This is a genomic window from Haloferula rosea, assembly GCF_016595525.1.
GTDB lineage: Bacteria > Verrucomicrobiota > Verrucomicrobiia > Verrucomicrobiales > Akkermansiaceae > Haloferula > Haloferula rosea.
The window spans coordinates 91,822-114,987 of the sequence record NZ_JAENII010000004.1 but is presented as its reverse complement, the minus strand read 5'-3'; the positions used below and the strand labels follow the sequence as shown (position 1 = coordinate 114,987).

Annotated in this window: 19 protein-coding genes and 1 other RNA gene; 11 read left to right on the top strand and 9 right to left on the bottom strand. The window is 62.3% G+C overall.

All coding sequences use genetic code 11. The annotated features are described in order from the left end of the window. Nucleotides 1-28 precede the first annotated feature (28 nt). Nucleotides 29-1,018 carry an L-threonylcarbamoyladenylate synthase gene (locus JIN81_RS06695; protein ID WP_200278351.1) on the bottom strand — a complete coding sequence of 330 codons (990 nt, stop codon included), beginning with the start codon at nucleotides 1,016-1,018 and terminating at the stop codon, nucleotides 29-31. Between the two features lie 184 nt (nucleotides 1,019-1,202). Here JIN81_RS06695 and JIN81_RS06690 point away from each other — a divergent pair, with 184 nt between their 5' ends. Further along, nucleotides 1,203-2,768 carry a beta-N-acetylhexosaminidase gene (locus JIN81_RS06690; protein ID WP_200277894.1) on the top strand — a complete coding sequence of 522 codons (1,566 nt, stop codon included), beginning with the start codon at nucleotides 1,203-1,205 and terminating at the stop codon, nucleotides 2,766-2,768. A gap of 434 nt (nucleotides 2,769-3,202) precedes the next feature. On the opposite strand, the gene JIN81_RS06685 is transcribed toward JIN81_RS06690, so the two are convergent. From JIN81_RS06685 to JIN81_RS06660, 6 genes are all read right to left on the bottom strand, one after another. Next, complete coding sequence (locus tag JIN81_RS06685; RefSeq protein ID WP_200277892.1) at nucleotides 3,203-4,519, bottom strand: pyruvate dehydrogenase complex dihydrolipoamide acetyltransferase; 1,317 nt, start codon at nucleotides 4,517-4,519, stop codon at nucleotides 3,203-3,205. 143 nt (nucleotides 4,520-4,662) lie between these two features. After that, nucleotides 4,663-5,052, bottom strand: coding sequence for a hypothetical protein (locus tag JIN81_RS06680; RefSeq protein WP_200277890.1), 390 nt, complete (start codon nucleotides 5,050-5,052; stop codon nucleotides 4,663-4,665). A 201-nt stretch (nucleotides 5,053-5,253) separates the two neighbouring features. Further along, on the bottom strand, nucleotides 5,254-6,618 hold the full coding sequence (locus JIN81_RS06675; RefSeq protein ID WP_200277888.1) for a sugar porter family MFS transporter: 1,365 nt from the start codon (nucleotides 6,616-6,618) through the stop codon (nucleotides 5,254-5,256). Nucleotides 6,619-6,772: 154 nt separating this feature from the next. Further along, nucleotides 6,773-7,759 (bottom strand): alpha-ketoacid dehydrogenase subunit beta, encoded by a 987-nt coding sequence (locus JIN81_RS06670; protein ID WP_200277886.1) that lies wholly within the window; start codon nucleotides 7,757-7,759, stop codon nucleotides 6,773-6,775. A gap of 45 nt (nucleotides 7,760-7,804) precedes the next feature. Further along, complete coding sequence (gene pdhA, locus JIN81_RS06665; protein WP_200277884.1) at nucleotides 7,805-8,887, bottom strand: pyruvate dehydrogenase (acetyl-transferring) E1 component subunit alpha; 1,083 nt, start codon at nucleotides 8,885-8,887, stop codon at nucleotides 7,805-7,807. Nucleotides 8,888-8,930: 43 nt separating this feature from the next. Continuing rightward, the gene (locus JIN81_RS06660; RefSeq protein ID WP_200277882.1) at nucleotides 8,931-9,578 is read right to left on the bottom strand and encodes a DUF6580 family putative transport protein; all 648 of its coding nucleotides are present in this window, start codon (nucleotides 9,576-9,578) and stop codon (nucleotides 8,931-8,933) included. A 9-nt stretch (nucleotides 9,579-9,587) separates the two neighbouring features. Between JIN81_RS06660 and JIN81_RS06655 the strand changes: the two genes are divergently transcribed. The 3 genes from JIN81_RS06655 (at nucleotide 9,588) to JIN81_RS06645 (ending at nucleotide 12,767) form a co-directional block, all read left to right on the top strand. After that, the gene (locus JIN81_RS06655) at nucleotides 9,588-9,977 is read left to right on the top strand and encodes a cytidine deaminase (protein WP_200277880.1); all 390 of its coding nucleotides are present in this window, start codon (nucleotides 9,588-9,590) and stop codon (nucleotides 9,975-9,977) included. A 245-nt stretch (nucleotides 9,978-10,222) separates the two neighbouring features. Next, nucleotides 10,223-12,091, top strand: a complete 1,869-nt coding sequence (gene mnmG / locus JIN81_RS06650; protein ID WP_200277878.1) for a tRNA uridine-5-carboxymethylaminomethyl(34) synthesis enzyme MnmG — start codon at nucleotides 10,223-10,225, stop codon at nucleotides 12,089-12,091. Between the two features lie 166 nt (nucleotides 12,092-12,257). Further along, on the top strand, nucleotides 12,258-12,767 hold the full coding sequence (locus JIN81_RS06645; protein WP_200277877.1) for a hypothetical protein: 510 nt from the start codon (nucleotides 12,258-12,260) through the stop codon (nucleotides 12,765-12,767). A 279-nt stretch (nucleotides 12,768-13,046) separates the two neighbouring features. Here JIN81_RS06645 and JIN81_RS06640 read toward each other — a convergent pair whose 3' ends face one another. After that, entirely contained in the window at nucleotides 13,047-13,454 is a 408-nt protein-coding gene (locus tag JIN81_RS06640; protein WP_200277875.1) for an acyl-CoA thioesterase, read from the bottom strand. A gap of 81 nt (nucleotides 13,455-13,535) precedes the next feature. On the opposite strand from JIN81_RS06640, the gene JIN81_RS06635 reads away from it, so the two are divergent. The 7 genes from JIN81_RS06635 (at nucleotide 13,536) to JIN81_RS06605 (ending at nucleotide 22,961) form a co-directional block, all read left to right on the top strand. Beyond that, entirely contained in the window at nucleotides 13,536-15,320 is a 1,785-nt protein-coding gene (locus tag JIN81_RS06635) for a hypothetical protein (protein ID WP_200277873.1), read from the top strand. 52 nt (nucleotides 15,321-15,372) lie between these two features. Then, a complete protein-coding gene (locus JIN81_RS06630; RefSeq protein ID WP_200277871.1) occupies nucleotides 15,373-17,151 on the top strand; it encodes a S16 family serine protease in 1,779 nt (592 codons plus the stop codon). A 106-nt stretch (nucleotides 17,152-17,257) separates the two neighbouring features. Next, nucleotides 17,258-18,766 carry a trypsin-like peptidase domain-containing protein gene (locus tag JIN81_RS06625; RefSeq protein ID WP_200277869.1) on the top strand — a complete coding sequence of 503 codons (1,509 nt, stop codon included), beginning with the start codon at nucleotides 17,258-17,260 and terminating at the stop codon, nucleotides 18,764-18,766. A 52-nt stretch (nucleotides 18,767-18,818) separates the two neighbouring features. After that, nucleotides 18,819-20,165: an OmpA family protein gene (locus JIN81_RS06620; protein WP_200277867.1), complete on the top strand. Its 1,347-nt coding sequence runs from the start codon at nucleotides 18,819-18,821 to the stop codon at nucleotides 20,163-20,165. Between the two features lie 17 nt (nucleotides 20,166-20,182). Then, nucleotides 20,183-20,560: a hypothetical protein gene (locus JIN81_RS06615; protein WP_200277865.1), complete on the top strand. Its 378-nt coding sequence runs from the start codon at nucleotides 20,183-20,185 to the stop codon at nucleotides 20,558-20,560. A gap of 106 nt (nucleotides 20,561-20,666) precedes the next feature. Further along, entirely contained in the window at nucleotides 20,667-21,491 is an 825-nt protein-coding gene (locus JIN81_RS06610) for a M23 family metallopeptidase (RefSeq protein ID WP_234044548.1), read from the top strand. A gap of 60 nt (nucleotides 21,492-21,551) precedes the next feature. Further along, complete coding sequence (locus JIN81_RS06605; RefSeq protein WP_200277861.1) at nucleotides 21,552-22,961, top strand: hypothetical protein; 1,410 nt, start codon at nucleotides 21,552-21,554, stop codon at nucleotides 22,959-22,961. A gap of 23 nt (nucleotides 22,962-22,984) precedes the next feature. Here JIN81_RS06605 and ffs read toward each other — a convergent pair. Next, nucleotides 22,985-23,079, bottom strand: an RNA gene (ffs, locus tag JIN81_RS06600) — signal recognition particle sRNA small type. Nucleotides 23,080-23,166 lie beyond the last annotated feature (87 nt).

Here is a 23,166-nt window from a genome sequence, read left to right as displayed (position 1 = left end):
CGCGGGCAATGAAGTCCCGATGAAGAACCTACCCGTTGGCCGACGCGCGACGCAACCGGTCCATGATCGCCTGACCGAGACCGGTTTCGCTCACCGGTTCGGAGACGATCGCATCGAGCCCAGCTTCATCGAGCACGCGCATGATGTGGAACAGGCGCACCGAGGCTTCGGGAAGCTTGCCGCTGCCCGGGCTGAGTGCTTCGACCATCGCCCACTCGTGGGCATCGATGTAGCCGGCCTTCGGATCGCCCTTGTAGCTGAGCAGTCCGTAGCGTTTGCCCTCTTCGGGCTGAAAGTCTTCCGGCTTGTCGAAGAGAAGCAGCGGCGTGGTCGGCGCGTAGTGGCTCTCCAACTGCCCGGGGGCCTCGGGGTCGGTGGTCACGCGCTTCTTCTTCAGGATCACCTTGCCGAAGTTTTGCAGTTCCTTCTTGGTCACCGGTCCGGGGCGCAGGATGTGGATGGTCGGCCGTTTCTCACCGGCTTCGATGCGGACGATGGTGCTTTCCAAGCCATCGCGGCAGGCGCCGCCATCGATGATGAGCGGAATGCGACCGCTGAGTTCCTTCATAACGGCCGAAGCGGAGGTCGGCGAGATGCGGCCGAAGCGGTTGGCGCTGGGCGCGGCGATCGGGCGGCCGAGTTTCTTGCCGATGGCGCGGAAGATCTTGTTGCCGCTCTGACGCACCGCGACGGTGTCGAGCCCGCTGGTCACCAGATCGGGCACCTTGTCGGTCTTCGGCAGGATGATGGTGAGGGGTCCCGGCCAGAACGCGGAGGTGAGTTTCTTCACCGTGGGTGCGATGTCCTCGGGGATCTGTGCCACTTCTTCCAGATCGGTGTAGGCACCGATATGGACGATGAGCGGGTCAAAGCTCGGCCGCTCCTTGGCGGCGAACACCTTGGCCACGGCATCGGCATTCAAGGCATCGGCTCCGAGGCCATACACCGTCTCGGTCGGCAGGGCGACGACTTCACCGCGCTCCAGCAAGGCGGTCGCCTCACGGACCGCATCGTCCATCTCCTGATCGTCGGCACATACAACGCGGGTCTCTTCCACGCCCCGTGGCATAGACGCCCGGCCCCACTCCGGCAAGCCGCGACTCTGCGTGGAGCAGCTTCCTTGGCACTGGACGCGATGGGAGGGTTTCGGCACGGTGTGCGTCATGAAGACTGGCATTTTGGTCGCTTTATTCGGGGTTTTCATGAGTTCCCATGTCGCGCAGGCGGCCGAGCTGGCGGTGATTCCCATGCCGCTGGAAGTCACCACGACCGAGGATGTGTTCGTGCTCGACCCGGGCGCCTACGTACACACCTCGATGTCGGTCCAGAAGGAGACCATCGCCGCGCTGTCGAAGGCTGCGGGCTTCGAGCTGGCCCTCGCGCCCATGGATGTCGCGTGTGCAATCCAGTTTCTCAGTAATGACCCAATCCCGCGGGAGCTGCCAAAACCGGAAGGTGAGGGTTACATGATCCGGATCCGGCCGAAGACGCTCATCGTCCACGCCGCCACCCCGGAAGGCCACTTCTACGGTCTGCAGACGCTGATCCAGATGCTCGAAGACGCAGGGTCCAAGGAGGGGTCGCTTAGTCTGCCGTGCGGCATCATCCGCGATCAACCGCGATTCGGATGGCGCGGCTTCATGCTTGATGAATCCCGCGAGTTCACCGGCGAGGCCGGGGTGAAGAAGCTGCTCGACGAGATGGCTCGATTTAAACTGAACCGATTCCATTGGCACCTCACCGACTCGGCTGGCTGGCGAATCGAGATCAAGAGCTACCCGAAGCTGACCGAGATCGGCTCCCGTGGATCCGAAAGCGACCGACGCCCGGATGCGCCCCGCCAATTCTACACCCAGGATCAGATCCGGAGCATCGTCGACTACGCGAAGGCCCGCCACATCACCATCATTCCGGAAATTGACATGCCCGGCCACGCGGACGCGGCTGTGCTCGCCTACCCCGAGCTCGGTGGCGGAGGGTATCTGAAGAAGGGAAGCACCGACAAATGGCCGAACTTCACCTTCAACCCAGCCAAGCCCGCCACCCTGGAATTCCTCGACACTGTGCTGGGCGAAGTCGCCGAGCTTTTTCCCGATGCCGGGGTGATCCATTTCGGCGGCGACGAGGTCCACTTCGGGTGGAAGAAATGGAATGAACTGCCGGACGTGAAGGCGCTGATGAAGAAGGAAGGATTCACCACCCTTGCCGAGGTGGAGGCCTGGTTCAATCGACGCATGGCGTCCAGGATCCGCGACCTCGGCTTCACCGTCGGTGGCTGGGACGAGATCGCCGCCCGCGAACTACCGACCGACCAGACCCTCATCTTCTGGTGGCGGCACGACAAGCCGGGCATCCTGTCCAAGGCACTTGCCGACGACTACCCGGTGGTGCTGTGTCCCCGGCGTCCGATGTATTTCGACTTCGTCCAGCATGAGTCCCACCAGAGCGGCCGACGCTGGGGTGGCTTCAACCCGATCGATGATGTCTACCATTTCCCGGACTCGGGGATCGATCCAAGCGTAGCAGCGAATCCCCGCATCCTCGGCATCCAGGCATGCCTGTGGACCGAGACCACCGTCACCCAGGAACGTCGCGACTTCATGACCTTTCCGCGTCTGCTCGCGCTTTCCGAGGCAGCGTGGACGAGCCCGGCGCGGAAGAACGTGGATTCATTCATGAAGCGACTGCGGAAGGAACTGCCGAGGCTCACCGAACAGGGCACCCACTTCTACGATCCCTTCAAGAAGACCCCCGAAGTGACCCGGTAGACTGTGGGTGGATTGGGAATAACCCGGAGTAACTCGTGGAGAACGCCGAGGGGCAGAATCCCCATCCGGGCTTATCGGGAGTTTCCCAAGGCTTCTCCCGAACTTGTTGCAGCCGTGGAATGCTAGAGCCCCTAAGTGGAACATGGATTTCGCCGGGTTATCCACATGCTTAAGAAGAAGAATCTCTTTGGTTAAAAAAGAGAACCTCCTCTAACGATGTGCACAACCCGGCCACCTGCCTGCCCTTCCGGACCGCACCCATGCCATCGGTCTGATCCAGCCATCGCGCAAGTGGAGATCGCCAGATTCGCGCGGCAGGATTCGGGACCACGACGTCCGCCACGGTGGGAGCCACCCAGCTTGCCATGAGGGCACGAAAAAGGCGGCAGGGTCGATGGACCTTGCCGCCTTGTGAGAATCGATTTCCGAGGGCCTCAGATCAGCATCAGGGCCGGCTGCTCGAGGAGCTTCTTGAGCTCGGCGAGGAAGGCGGCACCCACGGCGCCATCGACGACACGGTGGTCGCAGCTGACTCCGACATTCATGCGCAGGCCGGGGACGATCTGTCCGTCCTTCACGACGGGTTTCTCGATGGCCGAGCCCACGGAGATGATGAGCGACTGAGGTGGGTTGACGATGGCATCGAAGCTCTCCACGCCCCACGCCCCGAGGTTCGACACGGTGATGGTGCCGCCGTCGAATTCGTTCGGCTTGAGTTTCTTGTCGCGGGCACGCACGGCCATGTCCTTCACCTCGCGCGAAATCTGCAGCAGGGACTTGGTTTCGGCCTGCTTGATGACCGGGGTGACCAGCCCGTCTTCTACGGCGATGGCGACGGACATGCCGACGCTGGCGAACTGGACGATGGAGTCGCCAGCGAAGGAGGCATTCACGGCCGGCACGGCTTGGGCGGCGTTGATGGCGGCCTTGAGCACGAAATCATTCACCGAGTACTTGTTGCCGTGGGTCTGCTCGGCTTGGGCATTGATCTGCTTCCGCAGTGCCATCAGCGGTGCCACGTCGACTTCCACGTGGAGGTAGAAGTGAGGGATGGTTTGCTTCGAGGTGAGCAGACGCTCGGCGATGATCTTGCGCATCGAGGAGAGCTCGACGATTTCGTCCTCTTCCTTGGCGTTCGGCTGGATCGCCTGAGCGGCGGGTGCAGCAGCAGCCGGGGCGGGCGTGGTCGCGCGGGACTTGGCTGCAGCGGCGAGACCGGCAGCGGCGCTGGCCTGGCTGGATGGCTTCGAGGCGCCCGAGGCAGCGGCTTCCACGTCGGCACGGACGATGCGTCCCCCCGGGCCGGAGCCGGTGACGGTGGTGATATCGACACCTTTTTCGTCGGCGATCTTGCGGGCCAGAGGTGAAGATTTCAGACGCTCTCCGTCGGCGGACTGGGGAGCCGACGGGGCAGGCGTCGAGGAAGCGGGAGCGGTTTCGGGCTCAGCAGAGGCTGCTGGGGCCTCTTCAGCGGCCGGCTTGGCTTCGGCGGGCGCTGTTGCGGCACCGGCGTCGTCGCCATCGAGCACGGCGAGAACGGAGCCGATGGGCGCCTTGTCACCTTCCTGCACGAGCACTTCGGTGAGGGTTCCTTCGTCGAAAGCTTCCATTTCCATGGTTGCCTTGTCGGTCTCGACCTCAGCGATGATGTCGCCGATCTCGACCTCGTCGCCGACTTGCTTGTGCCATTTGATGAGGGTGCCCTCGGTCATGGTGTCCGAGAGCTTGGGCATTTCGATATTGATGGCCATGGATGAAGTAGGAAGTGAGAGAGGGTTGGCGGTGAAGCTGGGCCCAAGCGGGTCGCTTTTCCAGTGTTTTTGCGGTCAATGGGGGAAAGAAAAAAGCGGAGCGCCCTTTCGGGTGCTCCGCTTTGGAAATCAATTCGTCCGGTTCAGGTTCCCGGAACGATGTTCTTCATCGTCGGGATGAGACCCATATGAGGGCTTCCGGATGGTGGCTGGGCAGTCGCCATTTTCCGTGCAGCTTCGGTGCTGGATCCGCAGCAGCCCTTGTCGAGGCAGTAGAAACGGACGCACTTCGGGCAGCTTACGTAGACCTTGCGGGTCTTTTCCTTGTAGCGTGGAACCTTGGTTTCGGTGACTTCGACGAGGCCGCTCTTGGCATCGATCACCTTCTCTTCACGGATGATGTCATACCCGCAGGTCTTGGCCTTGTAGGTTTCTTCGTAGGTTCCGGCGACGCCTGGCAGGCGTCCACCGCAGCCGCATGAGGAAAGGAGAGTCGCAATGAGGACCGGCAGGAACAGGATCAGGTTTTTCATAAATGATGTCAGTTAGAAGAGGCAGCAGCAGGAAGACAGGGCTGCACAGGCAGCTGCCACAATAATCACGCGGAGGGTAAGCGTCATATGGGGGCCAATGCTAGAGACGGGTGCCCGACTGGCAACGAAAAATGTTGGCTGGAGCGGCATGCTCGAACTGAAATTGCCGCGATGTGATTACGGTGTCGTGACTTTGCTCGCTCAGGAGTGCACGCCGAGCTTGCGTTCGACCTCTTCGAGCGGGACTCCTTTGGTTTCGACGACCATCAATTTCACCCAGATGAGCTGGAGCACCATCATCCCGCAGAAGAAGCCGAATACGATGCTCGGCTCGAAGGCGGTGACCATCCGCGGGAAGAACATGGTCAGCAGTGCGGCGAAGATCCAGTGGGTGAAGCAGCCGAGTGACTGACCGGTCGCACGGAACTGGTTGGGAAAGATTTCCGAGATGAACACCCAGATGACCGCCCCCTGGCCGACGGCGTGGGCGGCGATGAATGCGAAGATGCAGTACGGGACGATGGCAAAATTCTCCGAGGAGAAGGCCCAGGCGCACATCCCCAGTGAGGCAATGTATCCGATCGAGCCGATGTAGAGCAGCGTGCGCCGGCCGAGTCGGTCGATCAGCCACAGACCGACGAAGGTGAAGATCAGGTTGGTGACACCGATGCCGACGGACTGAAGCAGTGCCGCCTTCTGGCCGAGGCCGGTGAGTTCGAAGATGCGTGGAGCGAAGTAGAGGATGGCGTTGATCCCCGAGAGCTGGTTGAAGAACGCGATCAGGAAGGCGAGGAGAATGGGGATCTTGAGGCGTGCCGACCAGAAGCCGTGGGTGGATTTCTCGGTCTTGGCGGCTGCTTCGCTGATCTCGTCGACGAGGGAATCGAGTTCCTGTTCGCTGGCCGACGGCTGGATGAGCTTGAGGACGGCGCGGCCTTCCTCCTTTCGTCCGGCACGCGAGATCAGCCAGCGGGGGCTTTCGGGAAGGGTGAAGCAGAAGCCGAAGTAGAGGATGGCCGGGATGGCTTCGATGCCGAGCATCCAGCGCCACGCGACCTCGGTGGGGAAACTACGGGCAATCAAGTAGTTCGACAGGAAGGCGACAAGGATCCCGAACACGATGTTGAACTGGAACATGCCGGCAAGGCGTCCACGACTCCCGGCGGGTGAGATCTCCGAGATGTACAGTGGCGAGGCCACCGTCGAGATGCCGATGCCGAGTCCACCGATGAAGCGCGCGATCATGAAGGAATTCACGTCGCCGGCGATGGCGGACCACAGGGCGGAGACGAGGTAGAGCAGGCCGATGGAGATGAGCGTCTTCCTCCGTCCGAAGTGATCCGTCGGGTAGCCGCCGATGAGGGATCCGACCACGGTCCCCCAAAGGGCGGCGCTCATGGCGAATCCGTGGGCACCGGCTCCAAGCCCCCACAGTTCCTGGATGGTCTTCTCGGCACCGGAGATGACGACGGTATCGAAGCCGAACAGAAAACCCGCCAGGGCCGAGGCCAGCGACCAGAAGAAGACCTTGGCGGTCGGCGAATCAGAGGAGGCGGATGACGTCATCCGTCACCCATGCCCGAAATGTCCCGTGATGGCGAGACCTCAAGGTGCTGACCCTGTTGACGCTGTCCAACAGATCAACTCCCCCGCCTTCCCTTGTTAGAGAAAGCGGTGGTGTACGTGTGCCCGGCTGTGCGGGCGTCACCCGTCGGGGTGCTCAGCGCATCGAGAGGACCTTGTCGAAGATCCGCTGTGGATTCGGCAGTTGGTCGTTCTCGAGGTGCGGGGAGTACAGGGCCGGTGCGTCGATGGTGGTGACGCGCTTCACGGGGGCGTCGAGGTAGTCGAACGCCTGATCCTGAATGATGTGGGAAACCATCGCGGATACACCGCCGAAGCCCTTTGACTCGTCGACCAGCAGGACGTTGTTGGTCTTGCGCACGGTGGCGAGGATGGCCTCGGTATCGAGCGGGCGGATCGAGCGGAGGTCGAGGACTTCCGCGGAGATGCCTTTTTCTTCCTGAAGCCGCTCGGCGGCCGCGAGGGCGTGGATGACCGAGCGTCCGTGGGCGATGATGGAAAGATCGCTGCCTTCGCGTTTCACATCGGCCTTGCCGAGCGGCACCACGTGGTCGCCGTCGGCGGGATCCGGCACTTCGCCTTCCATGCCGTAGAGAAGTGTGTTCTCCATGACGTAGACCGGGTCGTTGTCGCGGATGGCGGCCTTCATCAGTCCCTTGGCGTCGGATGGCGTTGCAGGAGCGCAGACCTTGAGGCCGGGGAAGGCGGCGAAGAGGCCTTCGGGAATGTGGGAGTGGGTGGCGCCGACGTTGGTGCCACCGTTGGCGGGTCCACGCATCACGATGGGCACGTTGATCAGGCCACCGGACATGTAGCGCACGCAGGCGGCGTTGTTGACGAGCTGGTCGAAGGCCACCGAGTGGAAGGACCAGAACATGAGTTCCATGACCGGGCGGACGCCGAGCATGGAGGCACCGATGCCCATGCCGATGAAGCCGGCTTCGGAGATCGGTGTGTCAACGATGCGCTTGCAGCCCCACTTCTCCCACAGGCCTTCGGTGACCTTGTAGGCGCCGTTGTACTGGGCGACTTCCTCACCCATGATGACGACGTTCTCGTCGCGGGCGAGTTCTTCATCAAGCGCTTCGCGAATCGCGTGCCGGTATTGAAGTTTGCGTGACATGGAAATTTTCTGGAAAGGGTATGAACTACTACGTTTGCCGTAGAATTAGTCGTTGAAGAAGTGCTGGCCGACCTTGGAGGCCTCGGTGTCGTTGTCGGTTTCCCAGTAGACGTCATCCATGATCTCCTCGGCCTTGGGTGCGGGTGATTGCTCGGCGAACTCGACGGCTGCCGCGGCTTCCTGCTTCGCCTCGTTGTCGATCTGCTTGGCGAGTTCCTCGCTGAGGACGCCCTCGTTCAGGAGGCGGCGCTCCCACAGGCGGATCGGGTCGTGGTTCTTCTTGTAGTTCTCGATCTCTTCCGGCGTGCGGTACTTCTTGGCGTTGGCATCGGCAACACTATGACCGTAGTAGCGGTAGGTGGCGATCTCGAGGACGGCGGGCTTCTGCTGCTTGCGTGCCCGTTCCATGGCGATGTGTGCCTTGGCACGGACCTGATAGACATCCGATCCATCGACGAGGTCCCAGTCCATGTCGTAGGCTTCGGCGCGCTGGGCGAGGCATCCGCGGTAGGCGGATGACCGCTTCTGCGAGGTGCCCATCGAGTAGCCGTTGTTCTCGATGATGAAGACGACGGGGATTTCGAAGAGGGCGGCGATGTTGAGCGATTCGTGGAAGGCTCCCTGGTTGACGGCTCCGTCGCCGAGGTAGGTGAGGGCGCAGCCTTCGAGTCCCTTGTATTTCAGGCCGTAGCCGAGTCCGAGTCCGAGAGGGGTCTGGCCGGCGACGATGCCGTGTCCGCCCCAGAAGTTCTTGTCCGGCGCGAAGAAGTGCATCGATCCCCCCTTCCCCTTCGAGCAACCGGTGGCCTTGCCGTAGAGTTCGGCCATGCACTCGTTCATGCTCATGCCGACGGCCAGGGCGTGGGCGTGGCAGCGGTAGGCGGTGATGTTGTGATCGTTTTCGCCGCAGAGCGAGAGGGTACCGACGGCGACAGATTCCTGGCCGATGTAGAGGTGGAGGAAGCCCCCCATCTTTCCGGCACTGAAGCTTTTGAGCGAAGCCTGCTCGAAGCGGCGGATCCGGGTCATCTTGCGGAACAGCTCGATCTTGTCCTCAGGGGTGAGGCTTTGATTGATCGGCGAGCTCGCGAAGTCGAGTTGCGGGGTGTCGGCGGAAGCAAAGGACATGGTCGGGGCGGGAATAGGGCCTGTTGGGGATCTTGGGCAAGTCTTATCGGCTTGTTGCCACGGGGGTCGGTGATGTCACCGCAGGCCACTTTAGGCAGGTCAGCGCAAAGGCAAGGGTGAAGAGGAAGTTCGAACAAATCATGTTTCGAAGGAAGACCCAGCTGGGGACCGGAGAATTGATCGGGCCGGACCAGAGAGATTGTTCGAGACCAAGGAGGTTCTTGGGATACAGCGGGTAGCTCAGCCAGGCAGCGATGCCGGTGACGACATGGAAGAGGATGGCGGCAGCGATGCCGGCGCCGAGCATGGGCATGACCTTGGGGTGCTTCCTCATTGGAAGGGCGAGGGCGCCGATTGCCACCAGTGTCAGGAAGGCGGTGATGACCGCTCCGGTGTCAGTGAGCGGATTGGATCCTTGGAGGAGGGAGGCAATGGGGTTGCTGAGCAGCCATGCGGCGATGGGAAGGATCCACGCTTGCGTGCCACGAAGGAAGACGATGCTGCACAGGAAGACCGCGGGAAGCGGCGAGAAATTCATCCATTCTCCGGCCGCGCTCATCAGTCGGAATCCAATGAGCAGCAAGAGCATGACGAGGGCAACGGGCCAAGTGTGTCGCATGCCCCCTTCCCTGCCTGATCGAGCCCTAATGAGCGAGCCGAAAATGTTGCCATCGGGCAGGGAAAGGATCATGGCTAGACCATGCAGTGGGAATGCTGGACGAAGATGGCGTGGAAGGTGCGGGAGAAGGCCTATGCGCCGTACTCGAAATTCGCCGTTGGAGCCGTGGTGGTGGCCAGGGATGGGTCGGTATTCGAGGGGTGCAACGTCGAGAATCTGTCCTATGGCCTGACCCTGTGCGCTGAGCGGGTGGCGCTGGGGGCGGCGGTGGCTGCCGGGGCGAGGGAGATCGAGGCCGTGGTCGTGGTGGCAGATACCCAGCAGCCGGTTTCGCCCTGTGGTGCCTGTCGCCAGGTGCTGGCCGAGTTTGGCGATCCGGAGGTTCTGCTGGTGGGACAGACCGGTTCGGAGAGCTTCCGACTGAGCGAACTGCTTCCCCGCGCGAAGACGGGCATTCTGGATCAAGCTTAGGGTTGCGGCCCAGCAGGAGGCGAATCGGGGCCGTGTTCCACGTGGAACAGTCGTGAGGGTTTCCCCTGCCCGCTTGGAAGGCCCACCCCGTGCGCCTACCCTGTAGCTTGGGGGAATGGACGGTTTCCTCGGTTGGGGGTGGCTCACCCATGGATGGGCGGGAATCGGGGCAATCGGCGGCATTCTCCACCCTGCGGGAAGTCTTGTTTCCTAGAGGAAGCCTGCTAGCGTCCCGCGCTCCCACGATGTTCCGCTACCCGAAAGAATACGATGTGCTGGTGATCGGTGCCGGCCACGCTGGTGTTGAAGCTGCCTTGGCGGCTGCCCGTCTGGGTGCTGAGGTGGCAGTGCTCACCCAGAACCTCGATACCATCGGGCAGATGTCGTGCAACCCGGCGATCGGTGGCTTGGCCAAGGGCCATATGGTGCGGGAGATCGATGCCTTGGGCGGAGCGATGGGCCTGAATACCGACGCCACGGGAATCCAGATGCGGATGCTGAATGCTTCGAAAGGGCCGTCGGTTCGGGCGCCGCGAACCCAGTGCGACAAGAAAGCTTACCAGTTCCGGATGAAGTGGGTGCTGGAGTCGACGCCCGGGGTGGAGCTTCATCAGGGGAATGTGGCGGAGTTGATGACCGAGGGCGACCGAATCATCGGGATCCGGACTTCTCTGGGGATGGAGATCGGTGCCCGCTCGGTGGTGCTCTCCGCGGGGACTTTCATGCGGGGCCTGATGCACGTCGGCCTGAAGAATGAGAAGGGCGGTCGCATGGGCGATGCCATTTCGACGGTGTCGGACTCCCTGAAGGCACTGGGGTTCCACGTGGAACGTTTCAAGACCGGTACTCCCTGCCGCCTGCACGGTCGGTCTCTGGATTTCTCCAAATGTGAGCGTCAGGACGGCGACACGCCCCCTCCTCTGTTCTCCTTCATGGCGGATACGCTGGAACGTGTCCCGGGTGAGGCTTTCACGCTGAATCCATGGGGAGACTCAACGTTCCACGTGGAACAAGCGCCCTGCTGGATCACCTACACCCACCCCGGCACCCACGACATCATCCACGCCAACCTCGACCAGTCGCCCATGTATTCCGGCGTGATCGAAGGCGTGGGTCCCCGCTACTGCCCGTCCATTGAGGACAAGGTGGTGCGCTTCGCGGAAAAGGAGCGCCATCAGGTGTTTCTGGAGCCGGAGGGTCGACAGACCCACGAATACTACGTCAACGGTGTGTCGACCTCCCTGCCCTACGAGGTGCAGCTTGATTTCCTGCGCAGCATCCCCGGACTGGAACGATGTGAGATCCTCCGTCCGGGCTATGCCGTGGAGTATGACTACTGTCCGCCGACCCAGCTGCATCCGACGCTGGAGACCCAGCGGGTGGAAGGCCTCTACTTTGCCGGTCAGATCAATGGCACCTCAGGATACGAAGAGGCGGCTGGCCAAGGCCTCCTCGCGGGCGCCAATGCCGCTCTCAAGGTCCAGGGGAAGGAGCCGCTCATTTTGCGTCGCGATCAGGCCTACCTGGGCGTGATGGTGGATGATCTGGTCACCAAGGGCTGCACCGAGCCGTATCGGATGTTCACCAGCCGGGCGGAGTTCCGCCTGCTCCTCCGTCAGGACAACGCCGACCTGCGCCTGACCCCGCTGGCTGAAGCGGTCGGGCTGGCCTCAGGCGAACGCACGGAGCGAGCCCGCCACAAGCAGTCCGAGCTGGCCCGCGCCAAGGCCTGGGGCCGGAAGCTCAACCACGAGGGCGTGAAGCTCGATCACTGGTTCCGACGGGGCGAAAATCGCTGGGATCAGCTGCCAGCCGAGATTCTGAAGGAGTTCCACGTGGAACTTTGGCCGATGATCGAGACGGAACTCAAGTACGAGGGGCACCTTCAGCGTCAGCATCTGCAGGTGGAGAAGATGGCTCGTCAGGAGTCGAAGCGGATCCCTGCGGGCCTCGACTACCACGCCATTGGTGGCCTCAAGATCGAGGCTCGGCAACGCTTCTCGGACCTCCAGCCAGCGACCTTGGGTCAGGCGGGTCGGATTCCGGGGATCACCCCGGCAGATGTGGCGGTGCTCGCGGTGTGGCTTGAGAAATCGAAGTCGGTGGAGTGCTGAGCTCGAGACCGATCAGCTTGGATCGGACCGAGGGGTCAGGGGGCAAGTGAGACGCAGCTTGGGCTTTGGCGGCCGACCCTTCTGAGATCGGAGTGGAGGGAAGCTGGCCGAGGCCAGTGGCTCGATGGCTGGACAGTTGCAGACTTGAAAGGTAGCTACTCAACCGATGATCCGGCCATGGTATCGCTCACGGCTGTTCTGGCTGGCTAACTTCGGGCTGATGTTCCTGCTGTGGTGCTGGTGGGACTCGATGCAGCACGGCACTTGGGTGGGCCTGAGGAAGGATGCGACGCCGTCCGGCGTGTCCGGGTTCTATCTGACGAGTGGATTTTCGGAGCTCAGCTTCAACTCGTATGATGATCCCTTCGTGCCATCGGGCTCGCCTCCTTTGGAATTCGGCCGGTTCTCCATTGCCAGCTTCCTGCAAGGCTCGGAGGCCCATGCGGAGTTTCTCGGGCGCTGGGAGAATTGGTTCAGGCCCGCGATGGGGCGGACGCCTTATGGGTCGGTAGATCCGTTTGCGTCGCCTGGGTCACCACCGATCGACCCGTACCTTGCCTACTGGTTGTTGGTGCTGGGTTATCTCGTGGCCTGCTCGGTTTTGCTGGTGGCGTGGCAGCGATGGAAACGGAAGAGGCAGCTCCGGCATCAGGAAGCAGTGGAAGCTGACGAGTAGTTTTGGAGGGTGGTCCAAGGAAGGGACCGCGCGGCGCTGCCGCGCATCTTTCCGATCTGGATGTTGGTTGATGCCTGCCGGGGAGATGGATTCCGGGCGGAGCTTGTCCTTGGTGGCGGGAGGTTGAGGTTGGGTTGGGTCGGGTGAACTTGCTGCATGCGCAGCAGCGCTGCGCGGTCCTCTTCCCTCTCCATCTCGCTTGGCCCCTGGCCCCTCAACCCTCGGCCCCTTGGGGGTGGCGCGCTGCCCAAGCGCCTCAAGGCAGACAACTCGGTCTACTCAATAGTTCCACTCCTTGGGCAGTCTAACTGGCTTACCATCAGGCATTTGCACTAGTGCGAGAGATTGTTTGCAGGTGATCAGGAGGTCGTCGTTGCTCTCGCGACGCACTTCGAAGTGGCACCAGAAGCGGGCGGCCCCGACTTCGCCAAGGCTTCCGTGGATGAGGAGCCAGTCGCCGAGCTTGGCGGGTCGGCGGTAGTCGATCTCGGTGCGGGTGACGACGGGGAACAGGCGGGTTTCCGACATCGATGCGAGATCCATGCCCATCTTTGAGGCAAGCCGGGTGCGGCAGGTTTCGATCATCCGGAGGTAAGCGATGTTGTGGACCACCTGGCCGCAGTCGGTATCGAAGAACATCACTTCTTCCCGGGTGGTCAGTTGGGGGCGGTCGGTTTCGGGGTTCATGGGCAAGAGATTGACGAAGGATGCGGGTCGCTTGCAATGCCTGCTTGTCGGTGGACGTATCGGGTTCCTACGATGTCTGTGATGCGACGCCTCCTTTTCCTCCTGCTGGCCATGGCCGGCTCGGCCTGTGCTGCCTTTGTCCCCCCGTCCGAAGGGCCGGTCCCCTTCCGTCGCGACAAGCTGCCGGTGGATGTCGACACGATGACGAAGCTGTCGCGTCAACTGGTCGTGCTCGCGGGTCAGATGGATCCGGACCAACCGGCGAATGCCCGAACGGTGGCGCAGCTCCTCGCGCTGTCGCAGGCGCTTGACCCATCTAACAACCAAGTGCGTGATTTGGTGGACCAGCTCAAGGATGGTGGCGAGGTGCCGCGCGGGGAGGAGCGCGAAGTGGATCTGGCGCAGGCACGTGCGTGGGACCTGTTAGGTTGGTTGGAGCAACCGGAGGCGGGTGAGGACGGCCAGGCGCTGGGGGCCTGTCTGAGCGATGTCCTGGTGAAGGTGGACCCGCAGCATCCGGTGGCGCTGAAGCGTGGGGACGCGGGCGAGCGCGGGGCGTGGAAAGACTGGGTGGCGGGTTTGAACCGGTTCGGGAAGGAGAAGGAACCGGATGTGGTTGAAACGGATACCGGCAACGAGCCGGACATGTCCGGTGGGGATGAGGGTGAAGACAAGGAGCCCGAGCAGCAGGTGGCAAAGATCCTTCTCAGTGAAGTGACCTGCTCGATGCCGGTCCGCTACTACATGACCGAGGAGAAGAAGTCGTTCACGCGGCCGGTCGAGTTCACGCTGAAGACCTGGGCGAAATCGGATGGCAAGAAGATGGTGGTGGAGCTTCCGGGTGAAGACTGGAATTCCGCTTCCAAGAGGTCGAATGAGGCGCTCTTCGAGTTTCTGGAAGCTCGTCATGGTAGTCTCCCGGATGGCTTGTCGATGAGCCTGAATCTTCCGAAGGGCGTCGCGATGAATATTTCCCGCAATGCGGGTGCCCTGAGGGGCTTGCTGGTGGTGATGGCCAATGCGGCGTTCACCGGGGTTCCGCCGGATGGCATGGTGTTCGCGGCGATCGACGACGACAAATCCCTCGCGGGTCCGAACCGCTTCTGGGAGACCATTCGGGCGCTGAGTGACGCCGGCGAAGATGACAAGTCGGGCGGGCGTCTGGTGATTCCGAATGCCATGCGCGAATACCTGCCTCCCCTGCTGACGCTGGGGAAATCCGACTTCTTCTTCCGCTATGAAGTGCTGCTGGCGGACGATGTGGATGATCTGCTCAGTCTGAGTTCGAGTCAGCCAAGCGAGGAGCTGCTCACGGCGCTGAATGGCTTCAAGATGATCAGGGATGCGAAGGGGACGCGATCGCTCGGTAGCTTCGTCAGTCACTCATCCACCCAGCAGCGCCTTGGGCAGATTGTCTCGGGATTCCCGCAGCATGCCTCGGCCCGGATGCTGGCACTGCGTGGAACCTCGAGCTGGCCGAAACGTCTGGACCGCAAGATCTACGCGATGGAGCTGCGCTCGGCACTCAGGCCGATGGGCAAGGTGCTGGAGGATCGCTGGGATTCGATGTCGAACTCGGCGCTGTCGAAAGCCGAGGGAGAGTGCCGCGAAATGCTCGAGGACGTGGAGAAGCTGTATGGGTCCGTGTCGGATCGATCCGAGCTGCACGATCCTGCCTACAGTGCGGCCAAGAGCCTTTCGAGTCTCGCTGCGGATTTGAAGAGAATGGATGAGAGCGATCGGGGGAAAATCCCATCCCGAGTCCGGGCGACTTATCTTGATTATGTCGAAACGATGGCCCTGCTGACCGCGGCGGCGGGCGACAAGGATGAGTACCCGCTGCCCGACCGGGAACGATCCCGCTGAATCTCTGAGCTTTGATCTTTCCATCTGTGATGGTGGGAGGTAAGCGGAACGCATGATTCCGCGTGTTTTCTCTGTTCTCGTCCTTGCGCTGGGCCTCCTGTGGGGAGGGTTGGCTCACGCTGATGCCTACCGGCCGCCTGATCTCGAAAAGGAGATCTTCGACACGAAGGCCGTCGAGCTGGACCGCTTCGATCGTTCCGGTGCGGTGAGTGCGCTGGTCTCCGTAGCGCGGGACTTCGACGAGGAGGATGAAGTCGACTTCGAGCTCCGGGCGCACGCCTTGGCGATCGCGGCTCGCTTGGATTCCGACAACGAGAAGGTCGACAGCACCCTCGAACAACTCAAGGACAAGCAGGAGACGATTTCTGAATCCGCCGACAAGAGCCGTGTCAGTCGTCGACTGGCGAGTGCGGTGCGCGCCTTGGTCCGCAAGAAGGACAACGAGGATAATCTAACGTGTGCGGCCTACATCTCCGACATCGGTTATCGGCTTGATCCGGAAGGCGACTACGCGTCGAAGCACGAGAAACAGCGCGACGAACTGGAGGATGACGGCCACAAGGCGGACTGGAAGGACATGCTCGGTCGCCCGATCCACAAGGCCCGCAATCCGTGGGAGCAGGAGGAAACGGTTTTTGAGAAGAAGGAAGTCGAGATGCCTGGCGGCAAGGGCGAGCGCTTCGCGCAGTCGCAGAGTCGTGTGAACGGCCTGGTGGTCCGCCAGCTGGGAAATGGCAATCTGGCAGGTTCGGCCTCCACGGTGAATGCCACGGCCTTGCGTGAGGACGATGTCGACGACCTCCTCTTCACCTTCAACCAGGACGTGGGTCCGATGATGGGTGGCTGCCTTGAGGAAGTGATCAAGTTCCTCCGCATCCGCTACGACAGTGAGCCGGAGAAGATTCCAAGCGGCTACAAGATCGAGCTCGGCTTCCAGGACAAGTATGTGCTGAAGGACGGCCCCTCGGCGGCGACAGTCTTCACCCTGCTCCTCGATTCACTCTTCTCGGGTGAGAAGCTCGACGAGCAGTTCGCCTGCACGGGTGACATGACGGCGGATGGCATGGTCCAGAAGATCGGTGGTGCCGCAGCCAAGATCCGCGGAGCGACGAAGCGGGGATGCAAGATCGTCGGCATCCCGATCGACAACGGCAAGGAGATCGGTGATGTGCTTTTGCTCGATGGCATCGAGCAGCTGCTTGATATCCAGATCTTCACCTTGAAGACCTTCGATCAGGCCTATGCCATTTCGAGGGCCGAGAAGTCCGCCGAAGTCACCGAGACCCTGGAGCTATTCAAGGCGGTCGCCGATGTGGTGCGTGATCAGGGCGAGGAGGTCCTTGCCAATGCCGAGGTGCAGAAGCGTCTTGAAACGGTCATCGAGCGCATGCCGAACCACCTTTCCGCCAAACTCCTGCTCCAGAAGGGCAAGGATGAGCACTCCAAGGTGCTGACGGTTGGAGGCACCCTGAACCAGATCGAGATTGCGACCTCCGCCACCCTGCGCACCGTCGGCCGGGCGGTCTTCACGAGTCGTTTCAATGACGACGATGAGGACGAGGGCGACGAGTTCGACTTCGACAAGGAAGCGGTCAATGACGCGAAGGAAGCCCTCGAGGTGCTTGAGACGCTTGAGGAAGCGATCGACCCACGACTCAAGAAGTATCACAAGTCCGTGGTAACCATCTGCAAGTCGGTGGCCGATGGGCCGGGTGATGACGAGAAGGCGAAGGCCTATGGAAACCGTCTGAAGGAAGAGATGGAATCGATGCAGGCGGTCTACAAGAAGCTCGTGTCCGACCCGGAGATTCTGGAAGACATGGGCGGCTGATCGATGGCTCGACCCGGATGACGAATCGCTTCGTCCTCTGGATTTACTTGCAAATTCCTCCGGTTCGGGGCCCAGTCGCAAGGCTGAGCCCCGAACTTTTTTGCCCATGAATCAAGGTTTTCGACGACTGCTGTCACTGGTGGTGGTGTTCTTCATCGCCTTTGCGGTGGTCTTTCTGATCCGCAACGGCACCGATGGGGTGCGCCGCCTGTTCAAGGCGGGGGAGGATGGTTCCGGCTTTCGCCCGGAAGCCTTCACGCTGCCCGAGCGTCCACCCTTGGAGCTCGGCGAGGTCGAGCTCCTGACGCGGCTCAACGAGGAGTGCGCGCTTCTGACCGCCGCCGTGGTTCCCTCGGTCGTCAGCATCGACACCTCCGGGGTGCGTTCACAGCTTCTCTTCGATGGCTATGGCCGCCAACTCGTCCGGCCGGTGCCCACCCAGGGTCAGGGCTCGGGCGTGATCGTGACTCATGAAGGTCACTTGGTCACCAATCACCATGTGGTGAAGGGCCAGCAGCAGATCCAGGTCACACTGCATGATGGGCGTGCCTACACGGCCAGTCTGATCGGGGATGACCCGCTGCTGGATGTGGCGGTCCTGAAGATCGATGCGGAGGGGGAATTCCAACCACTCAAGTTCGGCGATTCCGACCAGGTGCGGCGCGGGCAGATGGTGTTCGCGATCGGCAATCCCTTCGGTCTTGGTGAGACGGTCACCCAGGGGATCATCTCCGCGCTCGAGCGGTCGCTCTCCGATACCCAGCGCGATCTGTTCCAGACCGATGCGGCCATCAACCCCGGCAACTCCGGTGGGCCGCTGGTGAATCTGCAGGGAGAGATCATCGGCATCAACTCCGCGATTTATCGGCCGGATGGAATGACCTCCGGATTCCAAGGCGTGGGCTTTTCCATCCCATCGAATGATGTGAAGGAGGTGCTCTATTCCATCCTCGAGCGCGGGCGGCCGATCCGCGGCTACCTGGGCGTGCGCATGCTGGATCTGAATCCCCGCATCAACCAGATGCTCGACTACGATGGGACGGGCGCGGTCATTGCCGGCGTGGGTGAGGGTTCACCGGCCGAGTTGGCAGGGCTGAGACCGAAGGACGTGGTGGTGAGTTTCGGCGGCAAGAAGATCTCAAACATGGCGGAGATGTTCAACCGGGTCCAAGGATCCCGGGTGGGCGAAACGGTGGAGATCGAGATTTGGCGCGATGGTGAAGCCATGACCCTTCAGGCCACGATCGCCGAGGCGGTGGCCGAAGTGGCGGCGCCTGAGCCGAAACAGGAACCCGTCCGTGACCCGAAGGAAATTCTGGCGGCTGTCGGCGTCTTCGCGACCGAAGTCAGCGGGCCGGGCGAGGGCGTTGTCGTTCGTGCGGTCACGCCTGGATCACTCGCAGCGGATCGTCTGGAAGTGGGCGACCGCATCGTCTCGGTGAACCGCACGCCAGTGACCAATGTGGAGGCCTTCAATCTTCAGCTTGCCGCTTCGGCGGCGGCTCAGGTGACGGCGCTCGAGCTCCTTCGCGATGGCCGACCGGTGCGGGTGCTGATCCCGCCGGTCCCCCGCCAGCAGGGCTCGGCCGACGCCACCTCTCGTCGGAAACGATAAACCACGACCCGTTCCTCCGTTCTCATCTGCGGCGGGACACCCCGTCTGACCCATGATGTCCCGTTCCCAACTCCCCATGATCCTGGGCGCGCTCGCCTTGGGCGCGCTGGTCACCTTCCTGTATCTCAACCGCCACGCGAAGCCGACCCCCGAGCCGACGGCTCCCGTCGTGGAGGAGCCGGTCCGCGTCATCGAGGAGCAACCTTCCCCGATGCCTGAAGTCGATCCCATCCCGGAATTGGCCGAGACCGAGGGCGACGCCCCGTCGTCGCCTCTGGAGGCGCTGGAGAATGCCGGCCTGGGTGCCCGCAAACGCAATCCGGCTGAACTCATGAACGAGATCAGCGAGGCGCTGGAAGCCGGCGATCTCAAGCGCGCCGGCGGCCTGATCGGTGAATCGGCGCTGACGCCTGAGACCCGCGCCCGTCTGGCTGCCCTGGCCGAGGCCGGGCCGCTGCGGTTCCAGCACCCGGAGCCAGCCCGGGAAGTGGGTGAGATCGCGCTCAATGAGCACTCCCGCTGGGCGCTGCACCTCGACGGAGCGGAGCCGGGTCGCGACCGATTGTTCTTCGATCTGCTGCGCAAGGACGGCACCTGGGGGGTCGATTCGATGGCCCTTCCCCCTGCCCCAGGCGAAGTCGCTCCGAAGGCGCTGCATGTCGATGCTCTGGGCATTGCCGATGCCTTCCTGCAGGCCACCTTCCACCAGCAGTTCGAGCTGGCGAAGGCGTTCGTGGACACCACCCGCGTCTCCGATGCCAAGATCGCCGGCCTGTGCATCCTGTTTGAAGAGGGCAACTACCGGATGCGGCCCCAGAAGCCTCTCCGCGCCATGTTCCAGCGTGAGCAGGACGCCGGGTTCCTTGCCAATGTGCTGGCGGGTGACGGGTCGGAGCTCGCCCAGTTTTCCATGACCCTGCGTCGCGGTGATGCCGATGAGACCTGGCGCGTGACCGAGATCAATCTGGATCAACTGCTCGCTGACTATGCCCGCCGGGTCGCTGGGGGCGACGTTCACTACACCCCGCTGCTGAAGAACCCGAAGGGCGGCGATACGCTGGTCCTCTACTTTGATTTCGATGCCGCCGGGCTCACCCCGCGAACCGAGCGCCAGCTGGAAATCGTGGCCGACCTGCTGCGTCTGGACACCGAGAAGAAGCTGACCATTTCCGGTCACACCGATGCCCTCGGCACGGAGGACTACAACGAGAAACTCTCGTCGGAACGCGCGCTGAGCGTCCGTGACTTTCTGATCCGCTGCGGTGTCGAACCAAAGCAGATCGTGACCGTCGGAGAAGGCCAGACCCAACCGCGCCGGCCGAACTTCACCGAAAGTGGTGAGGACAACCCCGATGGCCGCCGCGCCAACCGGCGCTCGGAAATCTATCTGGATTTCTGACCGCCATGAGGGAGTTGATGAAACCGAGAGTGCTTGTTGGCGGGCTGTTGTGGGCCCTCGGGCTCTTCTTGGTTCAAATTTCGACGACCACCCTGTTCCGTGGTGCCGAAGCCGCGACCCGCTATCGGGATGCCCTCGCCCCGCATGTGCATGAGCCATCCGGGATCATCTCCGGGACCATCGATGGCGAAAGCGATCGGGACATCCGCATTCCGTGGGAGACGGGAGGCAGCCTCTGGGTCGCGCAGCGGAGCATGGATGGGCAGCTTCTGGATCCGAATGCAGCGAGGTGGCTCAACTACCTCGGCGTGGGCGTGTTCATCGCAGGGCTGGCCCTGTTGCGAAAAGGTGCGGGTGACCCCGATGAGAAACGCGAACCAAAGCCGTCCCCGTGAACCTGGGGAATCGCATATGATCTTGTCCCATTTCAAATCGGTTTCATGGTGGGGGTGCGTCGGGTGCGATCTGCAGCGTTCCTGAAACTACTAGTTTTATCGTAATTTGAAGCTCTTCAATCCAGTCACGATTTCCTTGATCCTGCTCGGTGGTCTCATGATCTTCGTCGCGATCTGGCGGGGTCCCTCGCATGATCTTCCCGCCATCGAGTCACTGGCGAACTACCAGACGGCGGATGCCCCCCTGCTCCTGCCGGAGGACGGCCAGCCACGGCACCGGCTCCATCAGCTCAGTGCCTGGGACCGGGTGAAGCTGCCGCGGGCGGCCCGCTTCGATTCCCCGATGGGGAGCGAGACCGGTGGGCTCACCTACAATGCGCAGAAATTCTGGGAGATGAATGACAAGCGCGGCGGCCACCACACTGGCGACGACCTGAATGGCATCGGCGGGATGAATTCGGATCTCGGTGACCCGGTGTTTGCGACGGCGGATGGTCTCGTGCTCTATGCCGGTGAGCCTTCACCAGGCTGGGGAAAGACCCTCGTGGTCGGCCATCACACGACGGATGGACGCTCGCTCCACAGCATGTATGCTCACCTCGACCAGATGGATGTGGCGGTGGGGACGACCGTGGAGCGGGGTCAGCGGATCGGCAAGGTCGGGACGGCCAATGGTTACTACCCTGCCCACCTTCATTTCGAGATGCGCGAAAGCGACGGGGTGGACATCGGAGGAGGCTACAGCATGCTGCCGCTCAACCGCTTGAATCCCAGCGAAACGATCGTCGCGCTGCGGGGTGCCCCGGAGGATCGCCCTGCGCCATCCATCCTCCCCTACGCGATGGACAAGGACAGCCCGTGGAACCGTCTCGAGCTTTCGCCCGAGGATGCCGCCCGTCTCGGCGAGATCTTTGATGGGAACGGCAAGTGATTCCGCGGAGTTTCCCGCTGCGAAAGAAAGATCGGGACCCGGGTGACGCTTGCCCGGCAGATGACATGGGGAATCAAGATGGTCTGCCTGCTCGCCTTGGCGGTTTTCGCCAGCGCGGAGGATGGTGCGGTGAAACTGGAGCTCACTCCGGAGCAAGCCGACGGGTTTCTCAGCGTGGAGCAGCGTCGCCTGCTTGGTGATTGGCTCGCCCACCCAGATCAGGCGTGGCCCGGCGATGACAGCTGGCCTGCACTCACCAATGCGGATGATGTCGCTCGGGCCCGCGCTGAATTGTGGTCGATGCTGCGCGAGTTCCGCCGGAAGGATCCGACCGCCGAGGAGTTGGGCCCCCTTCCTCCCACCTTGGCCGAAGTCGTGGCCCAGGCGAAGGACGGAAAGGGTGGCTTGGAACCCGGGGTGCTGAGCCTCGGAGAACACCGCATGCCATTCGTCGTCCTGCGCAAGGAGACCGAACCGGTTCCCGAGCAGGGCCGGGCACTGTATTTCTGCATGCACGGCGGCGGACAGAACAACAAGGCCGAGGGCCCGCATTCATGGGCGGTGAACAGCCGGGAGTGGCAGTCCCAGGCCGGCCTTGCCGCTCAGGTGTACGAGGGTGAGGGCCTGTTCTTCATCCCTCGCATGGCGGATGATCGACTGGGCCGCTGGTGGCACGCGCATGTGCAGGACGCCATCGACATGGTCGTGGAACACGGCATCCGCGAATGGAACGTCGATCCCAACCGCGTTTACCTGATGGGCGTCTCGGAGGGGTGCTATGGCACTCAGATCCTCGGGCCGTTCATGGCGGACCGATTCGGTGGGGCGAATGCCATGGCCGGGGGCGTCGGCAAGGACGTGCCCGCCGAGAACCTGCGCAATCTCGCCTTCCGCACCGACGTTGGCGAGAACGACACGACCTTCAACCGGGTGGGCCTGGCCAAGGAGTTCCACCAGCGGATGGATGAGTTCAAAAAACTGTACGGCGGCTACGAGCACGAAGTGAACGTGCAGGTGGGGAAGGGCCACGGCATCGACTATCGGCCCGGCAGCGAGTGGATGATTGCGCATCGGCGCGAAGCCAGACCGGACACGGTGGTCTGGACGTCCAGGAACCTCGGTGGGAACCGTCGCAGTGCCTTCTATTGGCTGGGTCTGAGCGACGCCGGCATCGAGGGGCGCATCCCGATGGCGGCGCGGCTGAACAAGGACGCCAATCGAGTGGACCTGAAATGGCCCGCGGCCGAGACCGAAGCCGATCTCGACGAGGTGGCCGTGCGCGTCCTGCTCGATGACCAGATGCTCGATCTCGGCAAGCCCGTGAAGATCGCAGTGAACGGCGAGCCGGCCTTCTCCGGGATTCCTGAGCGAAAGCTCGAGACCTTGGCGAGAACGCTCGTCGAGCGGGGTGATCCCACCATGGCCTTTCCGGTGGAGATCGTGGTCGAACCGTCGAGCCCCGAGCAGTGACCTGCCCACACGGGCAAAAAAAGTGCTGCCAGGGAACCGCGGCAAATCCGGACAAACTACCGTTGCTCCGATCAAGGCCTGGCGGGGTTCGTCTGCCGAACCTCCACGGCCCCTGACAGCGGCGGAAGTAAACGAGCGGGAAGCCCGCGGCGCAAGCGGATTTGTCAGCCCCCGGCGTCGGGACCTACGCAGGCCACGAATGCAT

Bases quoted from the DNA above. Each gene is read 5' to 3' on its own strand.
- JIN81_RS06695 (WP_200278351.1), bottom strand. From the start codon at position 1,018: ATGGACGATGCGGTCCGTGAGGCGACCGCCTTGCTGGAGCGCGGTGAA.
- JIN81_RS06690 (WP_200277894.1), top strand. From the start codon at position 1,203: ATGAGTTCCCATGTCGCGCAGGCGGCCGAGCTGGCGGTGATTCCCATG.
- JIN81_RS06685 (WP_200277892.1), bottom strand. From the start codon at position 4,519: ATGGCCATCAATATCGAAATGCCCAAGCTCTCGGACACCATGACCGAG.
- JIN81_RS06680 (WP_200277890.1), bottom strand. From the start codon at position 5,052: ATGAAAAACCTGATCCTGTTCCTGCCGGTCCTCATTGCGACTCTCCTT.
- JIN81_RS06675 (WP_200277888.1), bottom strand. From the start codon at position 6,618: ATGACGTCATCCGCCTCCTCTGATTCGCCGACCGCCAAGGTCTTCTTC.
- JIN81_RS06670 (WP_200277886.1), bottom strand. From the start codon at position 7,759: ATGTCACGCAAACTTCAATACCGGCACGCGATTCGCGAAGCGCTTGAT.
- pdhA (WP_200277884.1), bottom strand. From the start codon at position 8,887: ATGTCCTTTGCTTCCGCCGACACCCCGCAACTCGACTTCGCGAGCTCG.
- JIN81_RS06660 (WP_200277882.1), bottom strand. From the start codon at position 9,578: ATGATCCTTTCCCTGCCCGATGGCAACATTTTCGGCTCGCTCATTAGG.
- JIN81_RS06655 (WP_200277880.1), top strand. From the start codon at position 9,588: ATGCAGTGGGAATGCTGGACGAAGATGGCGTGGAAGGTGCGGGAGAAG.
- mnmG (WP_200277878.1), top strand. From the start codon at position 10,223: ATGTTCCGCTACCCGAAAGAATACGATGTGCTGGTGATCGGTGCCGGC.
- JIN81_RS06645 (WP_200277877.1), top strand. From the start codon at position 12,258: ATGATCCGGCCATGGTATCGCTCACGGCTGTTCTGGCTGGCTAACTTC.
- JIN81_RS06640 (WP_200277875.1), bottom strand. From the start codon at position 13,454: ATGAACCCCGAAACCGACCGCCCCCAACTGACCACCCGGGAAGAAGTG.
- JIN81_RS06635 (WP_200277873.1), top strand. From the start codon at position 13,536: ATGCGACGCCTCCTTTTCCTCCTGCTGGCCATGGCCGGCTCGGCCTGT.
- JIN81_RS06630 (WP_200277871.1), top strand. From the start codon at position 15,373: ATGATTCCGCGTGTTTTCTCTGTTCTCGTCCTTGCGCTGGGCCTCCTG.
- JIN81_RS06625 (WP_200277869.1), top strand. From the start codon at position 17,258: ATGAATCAAGGTTTTCGACGACTGCTGTCACTGGTGGTGGTGTTCTTC.
- JIN81_RS06620 (WP_200277867.1), top strand. From the start codon at position 18,819: ATGATGTCCCGTTCCCAACTCCCCATGATCCTGGGCGCGCTCGCCTTG.
- JIN81_RS06615 (WP_200277865.1), top strand. From the start codon at position 20,183: ATGAAACCGAGAGTGCTTGTTGGCGGGCTGTTGTGGGCCCTCGGGCTC.
- JIN81_RS06605 (WP_200277861.1), top strand. From the start codon at position 21,552: ATGACATGGGGAATCAAGATGGTCTGCCTGCTCGCCTTGGCGGTTTTC.